Source organism: Pseudomonas taeanensis MS-3, from assembly GCF_000498575.2.
GTDB lineage: Bacteria > Pseudomonadota > Gammaproteobacteria > Pseudomonadales > Pseudomonadaceae > Aquipseudomonas > Aquipseudomonas taeanensis.
On record NZ_AWSQ01000006.1, the window covers coordinates 177,485 to 191,779 of the forward strand.

The window sequence follows — 14,295 nt, forward strand, 5'->3', positions numbered from 1 at the left end:
CGGTCAAGTCACGACCCTCTAGTCCGGCCAGAACGCCCGAATCCCCGCCACCCCCTGCGCACCCACCTGCCAAGCTCGCTCAAGCTCAGCCGGGCCCACGCCGCCGAGCAAATACACTGGCTGGTTGAAACCCTGCAGCAATTCAGCTGTTGCTGCCCAGCCAAGTGGTTGCGCCTGCGGGTGAGTGGCTGTCGCCTGCACAGGCGACAGGGTGACGAAGTCCACCCCCAGCTGTGCCGCCAGCGCCAGTTCTTCAGCCGAATGACAAGACGCTGCCAGCCAGCGCTCGGGCGCTAACGGCCGTCCGCTAGCAGCCAACTCGCGTAGCTGTTGGGCCGTCAGGTGCCAGCCGGCAGCGGGAAAGTCGCTCAACCATTCTAACGGCCCCTTGAGCATCAGCTGCGCACGTCCGGCGCACAGTCCTACAGCATCCAGCGCCAGGTCGCGGTATTGCGGGTCGAACATCGCCGGGGCGCGCAACTGCAGCAGAGCGATGTCGCTGTCCAGCGCGCGCTGGATACCACGCAGTAATTCGGCCGCCCCTAGCCCATCCGGGGTGATCAGGTAGCGCTCGGGCAAGCGCGCGGCGGCAATTATGGGGCGATTGGCGGCCGGAAACTCATAGTCGCCCAACTGCCGCGGATTGACCCAGGCCAGCGGTTGCCCTTCTGCGCCATGCGCCTGGCCAGCGAACGCCGAGACCTCCCAGACGTCCAGCAGCACCTGCTTGTCCGGGTAGTCGTGACGCACCTGGATCAACGGCCGCGCCGCTGTCGGATGAATGCCCAGCTCTTCCTGCAGCTCCCGAGCCAGGGCCGCCTCAATCGCCTCACCACTTTCCACCTTGCCGCCGGGAAACTCCCAGAGGCCGCCCTGATGGCTAGCATCCGCCCGCTTGGCGATCAGGATGCGTCCGTCCGCCCTGCGAATCACCGCCGCAGCCACATGCACGCGTTTCATCCCAGCTGTTCCTTGAGAGCCATCTGATACCAGCGCTGAAACGCCGGCCATTGGTAGACGGTAGCCACATAGGCCGCCGCGACCTCGGGTAAATCGACCTGATAACTGCGCAACCGCGCAGCCACCGGCGCAAAGTAGGCGTCCGCCAGGCTGGCATGGCCGAACAAAAACGGGCCGTCCTGGCCGAAGCGCTCACGGCAATCGGTCCACAGCGCGCAGACTCGCTGAATATCGGCCTGGGCGTCGTCCGGCACTTCGGCCAGCACCTCATCGCGCTTGAGGTCCATCGGCATATGCGTACGCAAACCGACGAAGCCGCTGTGCATTTCCGCACATACGCTACGGGCCAGCGCACGAGCGTATTGCCCGCGCGGCCAGAGGTGAGCTTCGGGAAAGCGTTCAGCGAGGTATTCTCCGATCGCCAGGGAGTCCCACACCGGCCCCTCCTCGGTTATCAGTAACGGCACCTTGCCGGTCGGGGAGTACTCACGGATACGCGCCTGGGTGTCCGGGCGATTGAGCGCAATCACCTGTTCCGTATAAGGTGCACCGCTCAACTCCAAGGCCAAGGCCGCACGCAGCGACCAGGAGGAATAGCGCTTGTTGCCGACGATCAGGTTCAGGGTCATGGGGTCGCTCCGTGCGTTAACCAGTGAGGACAGGTCAGTCGACGGTAAGAGGCGACTCCCCGAATAGCAAATTCCCGTTATTCATGGGGCCATGAACAACGGGAATAGCGACAGCGTTACAGCACTTGCACCCCACTCAGGTGCGGTATTCGGCGTTGATCTTCACATACTCGTGGGACAGGTCGGTGGTCCAGATGGTTTCGCTGCAGCTGCCACGTCCCAGTTCGATACGGATGGTGATTTCCGCTTCGGCCATCACCGCCGACCCCTGCTCCTCGGTGTAGCTGGCCGCACGGCAGCCGTGACTGGCGATGCATACCTCGCCGAGGAACACATCGATCTTGCTCACGTCCAGTTGCGCCACCCCGGCACGCCCAACCGCCGCGAGAATCCGCCCCCAGTTCGGGTCGGAGGCAAACAGCGCGGTCTTGATCAGCGGCGAATGGGCCACGGCATAGCCGACGTCCAGGCACTCCTGATGAGTCGCCCCACCATTGACCTGCACCGTGACGAACTTGGTCGCGCCCTCGCCGTCGCGCACGATGGCCTGGGCCACCTCCATGCACACCTCGAACACCGCCTGCTTGAGTGCGGCGAACAAAGCCCCGCTGGCCTGGGTGATTTCCGGCAACGCCGCCTTCCCGGTGGCGATCAGCATGCAGCAGTCATTGGTCGAGGTGTCGCCGTCGATGGTGATGCGATTGAACGATTTGTTTGCCGCATCGCGCAGCAGGTCGCGCAACACACCTTGAGCGACCTTGGCGTCGGTGGCGATATACCCGAGCATGGTTGCCATGTTCGGCTTGATCATCCCCGCGCCCTTGCTGATGCCGGTGACGGTCACCGTGACGCCGTCATGCACGAACTGACGGCTAGCGCCCTTGGGCAAGGTGTCGGTGGTCATGATACCCACTGCTGCCTCGGCCCAATGGTTCTCCGCCAGGTCGTCCAGTGCGGCCTGCAAAGCACCTTCGATCTTCTCCACCGGTAACGGCTCACCGATCACCCCGGTGGAAAACGGCAGCACGGCGCTTTCCTCGACGCCCGCCAGTTGTGCCAGCGTGGCGCAAGTGCGGGCGGCATGCTGCAAGCCAGGCTCGCCGGTACCGGCATTGGCGTTGCCAGTGTTGGTCAACAGATAACGCACGGGGCCCTGGACGCGCTTCTTGGCCAGAATCACCGGGGCCGCGCAGAAGGCGTTGAGGGTAAACACACCGGCGACGCTGGAGCCCTCGGCGCAGCGCATCACCACCACATCCTTGCGCCCTGGGCGCTTGATGCCAGCCGAAGCGATGCCCAGTTCAAAACCTGGAACCGGGTGCAGGGTAGACAGCGGGCCAAGACCAACAGCCATAGAGAACGCTCCTTGAAATAATAAAGCGCCGTAGCGCCGGTTATGCGCACATTGGATAGTAAAACGGATGGTAAAACGCCGCGAGCGGCCAAACCGTTCGCGGCGTCATCTGGGCAGGGTCAAGCATAGCCAAACCCCATGCCCGTATTACTGTACGGCTCGCCCAATCAGCTGATTTGACCGTGGCAATGCTTGTACTTCTTGCCGGAACCACAGGGGCAAGGCTCGTTGCGACCCGTCTTCTGCTCGCTGCGCACCGGCGTCGCGGCGACCGCCACATCACCCTCTTCGGCGGAGTCGGCAGGCTGATCCAGCGCCGAGGTCTCGGCGTGCTGGAACTGCATGCGTTGCGCCATCGCCTCGGCTTCCTGGCGCAGACGCGCCTCCTCCTCAATCGGGTCTTCGCGGCGTACCTGAACGTGGGACAGTACGCGGATGGTGTCACGCTTGATCGAGTTGAGCAGCTCCTGGAACAGGGCGAAGGACTCGCGCTTGTATTCCTGCTTGGGGTTCTTCTGCGCATACCCACGCAGGTGAATGCCGTGACGCAGGTGATCCATGGTCGACAGATGATCCTTCCACAGGTCGTCTAGCACGCGCAGGAGAATCTGCTTCTCGAAGGTGCGCAAGGCTTCGGCGCTGGCCAGGTCTTCCTTCTCGTTGTAGGCCACGATCAGCTCTTGCAGAATCCGCTCGCGCAAGGTTTCTTCATAAAGCTTGTGGTCATCGTCGAGCCACTGCTGGATCGGCAGTTTCAGGCTGAAGCTGCTGAACAGCGCGGCTTCCAGACCGGCAATATCCCACTGCTCGGGCAAGGACTGCGGCGCGATGTGTTCGTTGATGGTGCCGTCCAGCACCTCCTGACGGAAGTCGACGATGGTTTCGCCAATATCGTCAGCCGCCAGCAAGGTGTTGCGCATGTGGTAGATCACCTTGCGCTGCTCGTTGGCCACGTCGTCGAATTCGAGCAGTTGCTTACGCATGTCGAAGTTACGCCCTTCGACCTTACGCTGGGCCTTCTCGATGGCGTTGGTCACCATACGGTGCTCGATCGCTTCGCCCGCTTGCATGCCCAGGGCCTTCATGAAGTTCTTCACCCGGTCGGAGGCGAAGATGCGCATCAGGCTGTCTTCCAGCGACAGATAGAAACGGCTGGAGCCCGGGTCGCCCTGGCGACCGGAACGGCCGCGCAGCTGGTTATCAATACGCCGCGACTCATGCCGCTCGGAGGCGATCACGTGCAGGCCGCCGGCCTCGATCACCTGCTGGTGACGCTTCTGCCAGTCGGCCTTGACCTGAGCGACCTGCTCATCGGTAGGGTTTTCCAACGCCGCCACTTCGACTTCCCAGTTACCGCCCAGGAGGATGTCGGTACCGCGACCGGCCATGTTGGTAGCGATGGTCAGCGCGCCTGGGCGACCGGCCTGGGCAATGATCTCGGCTTCTTTTTCGTGGAACTTGGCGTTGAGCACCTTGTGCTCGATACCTTCTTTTTCCAACAGCCGCGAGACATATTCGGAGGTTTCGATCGTTGCCGTACCGACCAGGATAGGCCGGCCCTGGGCCTGGCACTCCTTGATGTCGGTGACGATCGCGGCGTACTTCTCTTCCTGGGTCAGGTAGACAAGGTCGTTGAAATCCTTACGCGCCAGTGGCCGGTTGGTCGGAATGACCATTACCGCCAGACCGTAGATCTGGTGGAATTCGAAGGCTTCGGTGTCGGCGGTGCCGGTCATGCCCGACAGCTTGTTATACAGGCGGAAGTAGTTCTGGAAGGTAGTCGAGGCCAGCGTCTGACTCTCGGCCTGGATATTCAGACCCTCTTTGGCTTCGATCGCCTGGTGCAGGCCTTCCGAAAGACGCCGTCCCGGCATGGTCCGACCAGTGTGTTCGTCGACCAGGATGACCTGATCGTTCTGCACGATGTATTCGACGTTGCGCTGGAACAGCTTGTGCGCACGCAGACCGGCATACACGTGGGTCAGCAGCCCCAGGTTGTGCGCGGAGTACAGGCTCTCGCCCTCGGCCAGCAGGCCAACCTGAGTCAGCAGTTCTTCGATGAACTGGTGGCCCGCCTCATTCAGCTCGACCTGGCGGGTCTTCTCATCGACCGAGTAGTGGCCTTCCTGAGTGACCACACCTTCCTCTTCCTCGATGTGCTGCTTGAGGCGAGGAATCAGCTTGTTGATCTCGATATACAGCTTGGAGCTGTCTTCGGCCTGGCCGGAGATAATCAGCGGTGTACGCGCCTCATCGATGAGGATCGAGTCGACTTCGTCGATCACCGCAAAATTCAGCTCACGCTGGAACTTGTCCTCCAGACTGAAGGCCATGTTGTCGCGCAGGTAATCGAAGCCGAATTCGTTGTTGGTGCCGTAGGTAATGTCAGCGGCATAGGCCGCGCGCTTCTCTTCCGGCGGCATGAAAGGCGTGACGATACCGACCGACAGACCGAGAAACTCATACAGTGGACGCATCCAGTTGGCATCGCGACGGGCCAGGTAGTCGTTGACCGTCACCACATGCACGCCCTTGCCGGACAGCGCATTGAGATAAACCGCCAGAGTCGCCACCAGGGTTTTACCTTCACCGGTGCGCATCTCGGCAATCATGCCTTCATGCAAGGTAGTGCCGCCGATCAGCTGAACATCAAAGTGACGCATGCCCAGCACACGCTTACCCGCTTCCCGAGCCACGGCAAAGGCTTCCGGCAGCAGCGCGTCGAGGGTTTCACCTTTGCCCAGGCGGGTCTTGAATTCGTCAGTTTTGGCGCGCAGTTGCTCATCCGAGAGCGCAAGCATCTGCTCCTCGAAGGCATTGACGGCCTGAACCGTCTTGAGCATGCGCTTGACTTCACGCTCGTTCTTGCTTCCAAAGAGTTTTTTCAACAAAGGCGCAAACATATCGACAGGATCTTCCCACGCGTATGGATGGAGGGCGGCCCCGTGAGTCGCCCATGCAGCCCTCATGGCTGCGTGCGAAGGGGGCATTCTACCCGGAAACGAGGATGAAGAAAGCGGCGTTATTCGACGCCACTAACGCGTGCGATGTAGCTCGAGGGGTTGACTACGCGGCCATTCTGGGTAACTTCAAAGTGCACATGGTAACCGGTAGAACGCCCGGTACTGCCCACCTTGGCAATGGTTTGACCACGCTGAACCAGGTCGCCGACCTGCACCAGGTTGCTCTGATTATGCGCATACAGCGTGACATAACCATCTGCATGGCTGACCTCCACCGTATTACCGTAACCGGAACGACGCCCCGAGGCGGTCACTACACCTGCAGCCACAGCTACCACCGGGCTGCCAGCCTTGGCAGCGAAATCCACGCCTTTATGCATACTCAAACGACCCCGCAAAGGATCGGTACGCCGACCGAACGGTGAAGATACATAGCCCTGCAAAACCGGGCGGCCCGCCAAGTATTCGGCTTCATTGAGACGGCGTTCGGCCAGCAAGTCCTCCAGCACCTCGAGCTGTTGCTCACGGCTATCCACTCGCAGCGCCAACTCATCCAGACTGCTGATAAATGATGGCGGGGAATAGACGGCAGCGTCGAGCGGCTCTTCCAGGCCGCCCTGCCCCACATTCAAGGAAAAATCGAACTCGCTGGAATCCAGCTCGGCCAGCTCGGTCAGACGCTCGCCCAGTGCATCCAGGCGAGTCAGGCGCGCCTGCAACTCGGCGACATGCACGCCGAAGGCATCCAGCTGACGCTGTGCATCGTTGCGTGCCGCTCCGACCTCTGCGCGCTGCTGATCCAGCGCCAGGGTAAGCTGCGCATTGTCCTTATCGCTGAGCGATGGCGGCGCCCACCAGGCGCCAAACGCAGCCCCCGTCGCCAGCGTCACGCCGACCAGCATGACCAGCAACAGCAACAACCAACGTAAATCCAGGCTGAGTGAACGTGCGGCGCCGTGACGCCGACTGAGTAAAATGATGTGCATGGCTTCCCCTTTACGGTGGAACCCAAGTTGGCGGCAGGGTTTCTGCTACCATGGCGGTTCCACAATTTCAGGCGTCCTGCCATGACGTTTCGTCCCTTGCCGGCCCGAGCACCCGCTGCGCTGCTGCGCGAAGCGAAGCCCTTGAAAGCGTTATTCAATCAGGCGCAACGCCTCGATCACCTGCAACGCTTAGTGGAAAGCCAGCTGCAACCTGCGGCCCGCGAACACTGCCATGTCGCGTTCTGGCGTGAGGGCTGCCTGCTTCTTATCGTTACCGATGGCCACTGGGCCACCCGCTTACGCTATCAACAGCGGCGCCTGCTCAAACAACTGCAGGCGCTCGAAGAGTTCGCGACCTTAGCGAAAATCCTCTTCAAGGTGCAACCACCGGCCGCCGAAAGGCGTGCAGTCGGTCGCACTATTAGCTTGTCCAGCAGCGCTGCCGAGAACATCCAGGCGACCGCCGAGGGCGTTCGCGACCCTAAATTGCGTGCCGCGCTGGAGCGCCTGGCCAAGCACGGAAACCCCAGCGAGTAAGCCGCAACCTGCACTTTTGCGCGATCAAGACACATCCCCAAAAAAAGAGGCCACCCCAAGGTGGCCTCGAATCAGAAAGGAAGAGAGTCTTGGCTACACGGCCGCAGCCGGGCGCATATAGGAAATGGGTGCAGTCTTGGCGTCGTCGAAGGTGACCATTTCCCAGGCATCCGTCTGCTCGATCAAGGTGCGCAGCAGAAGGTTGTTCAGTGCATGTCCGGACTTGAAGCCACGGAACTCACCAATCAAGCTATTCCCTAGCAGGTAGAGGTCACCAATGGCATCGAGAATCTTGTGTTTGACGAACTCGTCCTCATAACGCAGGCCGTCTTCGTTCAATACACGGTACTCATCCACCACAATAGCGTTGTCTACGCTGCCGCCGAGCGCCAGGTTCTGTGAACGGAGGAACTCGATGTCACGCATGAAACCGAAGGTACGCGCCCGGCTGACCTCCTTGACGAAAGAGGTGCTGGAAAAATCTACACTGGCCGACTGGGTGCGATTGCGGAAAACCGGATGATCGAAATCGATCTCGAAACTCACCTTGAATCCCTCGAAAGGCACGAAGGTGGCGCGCTTGTCGCCTTCTTCAACCGTGACTTCGCGGATGATGCGGATGAACTTCTTATGGGCTTCCTGCTCTTGCAAACCAGCAGATTGAATCAGGAATACAAAAGGACCGGCACTGCCATCCATGATCGGTACTTCGGACGCGGAGAGCTCGACGTAGGCGTTATCGATACCCAGGCCAGCCATGGCCGAAAGCAGGTGCTCTACCGTATCCACCTTGACGTCACCATTGACCAAGGTGGTCGACATGGTGGTTTCACCGACATTGCTCGCCCGCGCGGGAATTTCCACCACGGGATCTAGGTCGGTACGACGGAACACGATACCGGTGTCCACGGGTGCCGGCTTCAGGGTCAGGTATACCTTCTCCCCGGAATGCAGGCCAACGCCAGTGGCGCGGATAATGTTCTTCAGGGTGCGTTGTCTGATCATGGCTTGGCCGCTATAGCGCTAGTTGCGAATTGTTTTCAACAATGGCCGGCGATAATAGCAGAACCGGCCCTTGCTGAACACCAATCGAACCAATGCCCCTGATACACTCCATCAATCAGCCTGCCGACGCAGGAACGCTGGGATGTCCAGATAATCCAGGTCATCGTGCGCATTCAGCTTGGCCGCAGTAGCTGCACCGGAATGGCTCTGGCGCTGTACGGTAGGCCGTTCGTAGTCCTTGTAGTTGACACTCTGCTCGCTGCGCGAAGGCGTTGCCGGAGCCGCCGGGGTCGACGAAGTGGCCGCGACTTGCATGGTGTTATCGACTACTTTTACCGGCTTTTCAATGCGCGCGCCCAGACCAGTGGCAACCACGGTCACGTGCAACTCTTCACGCATATCCGGATCGATCACGGTACCCACTTTGACTGTGGCGTGCTCGGAGGCGAACTGCTCGATGATGCTACCCACGTCGGAGTACTCACCCAGGGACAGGTCAGGACCGGCGGTGATGTTCACCAGGATGCCACGCGCCCCTTGCAGGTTGACGTCTTCCAGCAACGGGTTGCGGATTGCCGCTTCGGTCGCTTCACGGGCACGATTCGGACCGCTGGCGCAGCCGGTACCCATCATCGCCATACCCATTTCGCTCATCACGGTTTTCACGTCGGCGAAGTCGACGTTGATCATCCCTGGACGCTTGATGATATCGGAGATACCACGTACGGCACCGGCCAGTACATCGTCGGCCTTGGCGAAAGCCGACAGCAGGCTGGCGTCTTTGCCGAGGATAGTCAGCAGCTTTTCGTTAGGGATGGTGATCAACGAATCGACGCTTTCCGACAGTGCACGAATGCCCTCGTCGGCGATCTGCATGCGCTTACGGCCTTCGAAAGGGAACGGACGGGTCACCACAGCAACGGTGAGAATGCCCATTTCCTTGGCTACTTCGGCGATCACCGGCGCGGCACCGGTACCGGTACCACCACCCATGCCCGTGGTGATGAAGACCATATCGCAGCCCTGCAAGACTTCGGCGATACGCTCACGATCCTCCAGAGCAGCCTGACGGCCGACTTCCGGGTTGGCACCAGCACCCAGCCCCTTGGTCACGCCTGGGCCGAGTTGCAGGACGGTGCGCGCACCGATGTTTTTCAGTGCCTGGGCATCGGTATTGGCGCAGATGAATTCGACGCCTTCGATGTTGCTGGACGCCATGTGATTAACGGCGTTACCGCCACCACCACCGACACCTATGACCTTGATAACCGCGCTAAGCGGGACGCTGTCTACGAGTTCGAACATTTTCCCTCTCCTTCCTTTCTAGTTGTAACGCCTACTGCACACGCCGTTTAACATCAGAAATTGCCCTGTACCCAGCGTTTCAGGCGCTCGAATACAGGTGTAACGGGTTCATCGCTGTAACTGCCAATACCAGACATGGAGACGCCGTCGGCCTGCTTTTGCAGCCCGTATAGCAACAGGCCCACACCTGTGGAATAGATCGGGTTGCGCACCACATCGGCCAGCCCCTTGACGCTGTGGGGGACACCGAGACGCACCGGCATGTGAAAGATTTCCTCGGCCAGTTCGACGGCCCCTTCCATCTTCGCAGTACCGCCGGTGAGCACGATCCCGGCCGGGATCAGATCCTCATAGCCACTGCGCCGCAGCTCAGCCTGAATCAGGGTGAAGAGTTCGTCGTAGCGCGGCTCGACCACTTCGGCCAGCGATTGCCGGGACAGGTCACGCGGCGGACGATCGCCGACGCTGGGCACCTTGATGGTCTCGCCGGCACCGGCCAGCTTGGCCAGGGCGCAGGCGTAGCGAATCTTGATTTCTTCGGCATACTGGGTCGGCGTACGCAGCGCCATGGCGATGTCGTTGGTGACCTGATCGCCGGCAATCGGAATCACCGCGGTGTGACGAATCGCGCCCTCGGTAAAGATGCAGATGTCGGTGGTGCCGCCACCGATGTCGACCAGGCACACACCCAGCTCTTTCTCATCGTCGGTGAGCACCGCGTAAGCCGAAGCAAGCTGCTCGAGAATGATATCGTCGATCTCCAGGCCGCAACGACGCACGCACTTCTCGACGTTCTGCGCCGCGTTCACCGCGCAGGTCACCACATGCACCTTGGCTTCGAGACGCACGCCGGACATGCCCAGCGGCTCGCGCACGCCTTCCTGGTTATCGATCACGTAATCCTGCGGCAGGGTGTGCAAGACCCGCTGATCCGCCGGAATAGCCACCGCCTGGGCGGCATCCAGTACGCGCTCCAGGTCGGCCGAACTGACTTCGCGATCACGAATGGCGACGATGCCGTGAGAGTTCAGGCTGCGGATGTGGTTGCCCGCCAAGCCGACAAAAGCCGAGTGAATCCGGCAGCCGGCCATCAGCTGTGCCTCTTCTACCGCGCGCTGAATCGATTGCACAGTGGATTCGATATTGACCACCACGCCCTTCTTCAGGCCGCGCGACGGATGGGTACCGATGCCAACGATTTCCAACTGGCCATCGGCCGTCACCTCGCCAACCAGCGCCACCACCTTGGAGGTGCCGATGTCGAGGCCGACGATCATCTTGCCGCTCTGCACGTTTGCCATGTCTCTCGCCTTCTCCTGATTCACTGCACGACAGCGGTGTCAGCCGCCGTGGGCGCAACCGGCTCGCGCCACGCCACGGCCAGGCCATTGGCGTAACGCAGATCGATCCGCGCGATATTCGTGTTCTGCGCTTTCAGTGCCTTGTCGTAAATGGCGATGAAGCGACGCATTTTTTCCACCAGATGATCGCGCCCCAACAACAGCTCGATGCCCTGAGCGGTAGAGAGGAACCAGCTCCCCCGCTCGCGCAATTCCAGGCGCGCCACGGAGAACCCCAACGGCCGGAGCATCTGGCTCAGTACCTGGTATTGCTGCATTACCTGCTGCTGTGCGCGTTTTGGGCCATACAACTGCGGCAGGTGTTCGTAATTAGCCAGCTCTCGCGGCGCGAACGCCTGGCCCTGGTTATTCAGTAGCGCCTCATCCCCCCAGCGGGCGATCGGCAGCTGCTCCTCCAGATGCACCAGCACCTGATCGGGCCATACCCGACGTACATTGGCCGTGGCGATCCAGGGCATTTGTTCCAGTTCACTGCGCATGCCTTGCAAATCGACACTGAAAAAGCTCGCCGTAACGAAAGGCGCAATACGCTCTTGTACAGCCTGCTGGCTGATGTAACTAAGATCGCCTTCGACGCTGATCTTGGCGATTGGCCGGTCGGCGTAAGGCAACAGGCGCTGCGCCAACTCATAAGCACCCATGCCTAGCACCACCAACAGCACTGGCCAGGTGATGCGCTTTAGCAGGTCGAAACTCGGCCTGGGCAAGCGCACGCCGATCGTCTCCTTGGCCACCATGCGACTGGCGCCGCGCGGCACAGGCTTGCCGCGCAACGGCGTGCGCGCAGAACCTGGCTGATGACGAAGGATGGCGCCCATGGCTTAACCCCGAGCCTCAAGGCTGTCGGCGAGGATCGCCAACACCAGCTGTTGAAAGTCCAGACCGGCAGCCGCAGCGGCCATCGGCACCAGACTGTGATCGGTCATACCTGGCACGGTGTTGACCTCCAGCAACCAGAATTGCCCCTGGTCATCCTGCATTACATCGACGCGCGCCCAACCCTGACTGCCCACGGCCTCACAGGCGCGCGCGGACAGGGTCTTCAGCTCCTGTTCCTTGGCAGCGTCGAGACCGCACGGAATGCGGTACTGGGTGTCATTGGCCAGGTACTTGGCGTCGTAGTCGTAGAAACTGTGCGGCGTGCCCAGGGCAATCGGCGGCAGCACCTGGCCACGCAGGGTGGCGATGGTGAACTCGGGACCGTGAATCCATTGTTCGACCAACACCTGCGCGTCGTACTGACTGGCGTCTTGCCAGGCGGCGATCAACGCCTCGACATCGGCCACCTTGGCCATGCCGATGCTCGAACCTTCATGCGCGGGTTTGACGATCAACGGGAAACCCAGCTCAGTCGCAGCGGCACGACAATCCTCGGCACTGGCCAATACCGCATGACGCGGTGTCGGCAGCCCCAGACTTTGCCAGACCTGCTTGGTGCGCAATTTGTCCATGGCCAGGGCAGACGCCAGAATGCCGCTGCCGGTATAGGGAATACCGGCGCACTCGAGCAGCCCTTGCATACTGCCATCTTCACCGCCGCGACCATGCAGGACGATAAAGGCACGGTCGATCTTCTCGTTGAGCAGGCGCTGCAGGAAGTCATTGCCGACATCGATACCGAAGGCATCCACGCCTGCGCCTTGCAGGGCTTTGAGCACGGCATTGCCGGACTTCAGCGAGACCTCGCGCTCGGCGCTCTTGCCGCCGAACAGCACCGCCACGCGTCCGAAGGCCGTGACCGGAAACTGGGATTGCAAACTATCGGCACTCATTTCGACTCACCTTTGCCCGCGGCGAATAAAGGGCTCTGCAACAACTGCGGCGCAAGGCCACCAATATCTCCGGCGCCCTGGCAGAGCAGGATGTCGCCGGCACGCAGCAGCGGCTTGATCAGCGGTGCCAGTTCGACACCACGCTCGATGTAAATCGGGTCGAGCTGACCACGCTGACGAATGCTGTGGCACAGCTGTCGGCTGTCCGCCCCGGGAATCGGCTCTTCGCCGGCCGGATAGACTTCCATCAACAGCAGCACATTGGTTTCACCCAGCACCTGGACGAAGTCGTCGTACAGGTCGCGAGTACGACTGAAACGATGTGGCTGGTACACCATCACCAGGCGCCGCTCCGGCCAACCGCCACGCACGGCCTTGATCACCGCGGCTACTTCACGCGGGTGATGACCGTAGTCGTCGACCAGCATCACGCTGCCGCCGTCCACCGGCAGCTCGCCGTACACCTGAAAGCGCCGACCGACGCCCTGGAAGCCCGAGAGCCCCTGAACAATGGCTTCATCGCTGATGCCTTCGTCGGTGGCGATGGCGATGGTCGCCAGGGCGTTCAGCACGTTGTGGTTGCCCGGCATATTGACCGACACATCGAGCGGCTCGCGGTCGCGACGCAACACGGTGAAATGGGTCACCATGCCCTGCTGGCGCACATTGATCGCCCGCACATCCGCGCCTTCATCAAAACCGTACGTCATGATCGGGCGCGCTACCTGCGGCAGAATCTCGCGCACCACCGGATCGTCCACGCAGACCACGGCCAGGCCGTAAAACGGCAGGTTATGCAGGAACTCGACGAAGGTTTTCTTCAACCGGTTGAAGTCCCCCTCGTAGGTGCTCATGTGGTCCATGTCGATATTGGTGACGACCGCGACCATGGGCTGCAGGTGCAGGAAACTGGCGTCGCTCTCGTCGGCCTCGGCAATCAGATAGCGGCTGGTGCCGAGCTGTGCGTTGGTGCCGGCAGCATTCAGACGACCGCCAATCACGAAGGTCGGGTCCAGGCCACCAGCGGCGAAAACCGAGGCCAGCAGACTGGTGGTGGTGGTCTTGCCGTGAGTACCGGCGACCGCGACGCCGTGGCGGTAACGCATCAGCTCGGCGAGCATCTCGGCCCGCGGCACTACGGGCACGCGCCGTTCAAGGGCGCTCGCCACTTCAGGATTGGAGGTGTTGACCGCACTGGAAACCACCAATACGTCGGCATTTTCCGCGTTCTCGGCACGGTGACCGATAAAAATCTCTGCACCGAACTTCTGCAAGCGCTCGGTCACCGCCGAGCCCTTGAGGTCGGAGCCGGACACCTGGTAGCCGAGATTCAGCAGCACCTCGGCGATACCGCACATACCGGCGCCGCCGATACCGACGAAGTGGATGCGACGAATCCGGCGCATTTCCGGCTGCGGGAATG

At 61.1% G+C, this 14,295-nt stretch carries 12 protein-coding genes; 1 reads left to right on the forward strand and 11 read right to left on the reverse strand.

Features of this window, described 5'->3' with window-relative positions; genetic code table 11:
* Positions 1–18: 18 nt before the first annotated feature.
* From TMS3_RS18720 to TMS3_RS18740, 5 genes are all read right to left on the reverse strand, one after another.
* On the reverse strand, positions 19–960 hold the full coding sequence (locus tag TMS3_RS18720; RefSeq protein ID WP_025166824.1) for a Nudix family hydrolase: 942 nt from the start codon (positions 958–960) through the stop codon (positions 19–21).
* Positions 957–1,589, reverse strand: coding sequence for a glutathione S-transferase family protein (locus TMS3_RS18725; protein WP_025166825.1), 633 nt, complete (start codon positions 1,587–1,589; stop codon positions 957–959). The genes TMS3_RS18720 and TMS3_RS18725 overlap by 4 nt, the downstream gene beginning before the upstream one ends.
* Before the next feature lie 136 nt (positions 1,590–1,725).
* Positions 1,726–2,943 carry a bifunctional glutamate N-acetyltransferase/amino-acid acetyltransferase ArgJ gene (argJ, locus tag TMS3_RS18730; RefSeq protein WP_025166826.1) on the reverse strand — a complete coding sequence of 406 codons (1,218 nt, stop codon included), beginning with the start codon at positions 2,941–2,943 and terminating at the stop codon, positions 1,726–1,728.
* A 167-nt stretch (positions 2,944–3,110) separates the two neighbouring features.
* A complete protein-coding gene (secA, locus tag TMS3_RS18735; RefSeq protein WP_025166827.1) occupies positions 3,111–5,846 on the reverse strand; it encodes a preprotein translocase subunit SecA in 2,736 nt (911 codons plus the stop codon).
* A 119-nt stretch (positions 5,847–5,965) separates the two neighbouring features.
* On the reverse strand, positions 5,966–6,892 hold the full coding sequence (locus TMS3_RS18740) for a M23 family metallopeptidase (protein WP_025166828.1): 927 nt from the start codon (positions 6,890–6,892) through the stop codon (positions 5,966–5,968).
* An 81-nt stretch (positions 6,893–6,973) separates the two neighbouring features.
* Between TMS3_RS18740 and TMS3_RS18745 the strand changes: the two genes are divergently transcribed.
* Entirely contained in the window at positions 6,974–7,429 is a 456-nt protein-coding gene (locus tag TMS3_RS18745; RefSeq protein WP_025166829.1) for a DUF721 domain-containing protein, read from the forward strand.
* 93 nt (positions 7,430–7,522) lie between these two features.
* Here the strand turns inward: TMS3_RS18745 and lpxC are convergent, their stop codons facing one another.
* The 6 genes from lpxC to murC form a co-directional block, all read right to left on the reverse strand.
* Positions 7,523–8,434 carry a UDP-3-O-acyl-N-acetylglucosamine deacetylase gene (gene lpxC, locus TMS3_RS18750; RefSeq protein ID WP_025166830.1) on the reverse strand — a complete coding sequence of 304 codons (912 nt, stop codon included), beginning with the start codon at positions 8,432–8,434 and terminating at the stop codon, positions 7,523–7,525.
* A 111-nt stretch (positions 8,435–8,545) separates the two neighbouring features.
* Positions 8,546–9,739: a cell division protein FtsZ gene (gene ftsZ / locus TMS3_RS18755; RefSeq protein WP_025166831.1), complete on the reverse strand. Its 1,194-nt coding sequence runs from the start codon at positions 9,737–9,739 to the stop codon at positions 8,546–8,548.
* Between the two features lie 53 nt (positions 9,740–9,792).
* Entirely contained in the window at positions 9,793–11,040 is a 1,248-nt protein-coding gene (gene ftsA, locus TMS3_RS18760; RefSeq protein ID WP_025166832.1) for a cell division protein FtsA, read from the reverse strand.
* 20 nt (positions 11,041–11,060) lie between these two features.
* Positions 11,061–11,918, reverse strand: a complete 858-nt coding sequence (locus TMS3_RS18765) for a cell division protein FtsQ/DivIB (protein WP_025166833.1) — start codon at positions 11,916–11,918, stop codon at positions 11,061–11,063.
* 3 nt (positions 11,919–11,921) lie between these two features.
* A complete protein-coding gene (locus tag TMS3_RS18770; RefSeq protein WP_025166834.1) occupies positions 11,922–12,872 on the reverse strand; it encodes a D-alanine--D-alanine ligase in 951 nt (316 codons plus the stop codon).
* Entirely contained in the window at positions 12,869–14,278 is a 1,410-nt protein-coding gene (murC, locus tag TMS3_RS18775; RefSeq protein ID WP_235576668.1) for a UDP-N-acetylmuramate--L-alanine ligase, read from the reverse strand. Before murC ends, TMS3_RS18770 begins: the two co-directional genes overlap by 4 nt.
* Between the last annotated feature and the right edge of the window lie 17 nt (positions 14,279–14,295).

Coding starts and splice junctions, on each gene's coding strand:
- lpxC (WP_025166830.1), bottom strand. CDS start 8,434: ATGATCAGACAACGCACCCTGAAGAACATTATCCGCGCCACTGGCGTT.
- secA (WP_025166827.1), bottom strand. CDS start 5,846: ATGTTTGCGCCTTTGTTGAAAAAACTCTTTGGAAGCAAGAACGAGCGT.
- ftsZ (WP_025166831.1), bottom strand. CDS start 9,739: ATGTTCGAACTCGTAGACAGCGTCCCGCTTAGCGCGGTTATCAAGGTC.
- TMS3_RS18725 (WP_025166825.1), bottom strand. CDS start 1,589: ATGACCCTGAACCTGATCGTCGGCAACAAGCGCTATTCCTCCTGGTCG.
- TMS3_RS18740 (WP_025166828.1), bottom strand. CDS start 6,892: ATGCACATCATTTTACTCAGTCGGCGTCACGGCGCCGCACGTTCACTC.
- TMS3_RS18770 (WP_025166834.1), bottom strand. CDS start 12,872: ATGAGTGCCGATAGTTTGCAATCCCAGTTTCCGGTCACGGCCTTCGGA.
- argJ (WP_025166826.1), bottom strand. CDS start 2,943: ATGGCTGTTGGTCTTGGCCCGCTGTCTACCCTGCACCCGGTTCCAGGT.
- murC (WP_235576668.1), bottom strand. CDS start 14,278: ATGCGCCGGATTCGTCGCATCCACTTCGTCGGTATCGGCGGCGCCGGT.
- TMS3_RS18765 (WP_025166833.1), bottom strand. CDS start 11,918: ATGGGCGCCATCCTTCGTCATCAGCCAGGTTCTGCGCGCACGCCGTTG.
- TMS3_RS18745 (WP_025166829.1), top strand. CDS start 6,974: ATGACGTTTCGTCCCTTGCCGGCCCGAGCACCCGCTGCGCTGCTGCGC.
- ftsA (WP_025166832.1), bottom strand. CDS start 11,040: ATGGCAAACGTGCAGAGCGGCAAGATGATCGTCGGCCTCGACATCGGC.
- TMS3_RS18720 (WP_025166824.1), bottom strand. CDS start 960: ATGAAACGCGTGCATGTGGCTGCGGCGGTGATTCGCAGGGCGGACGGA.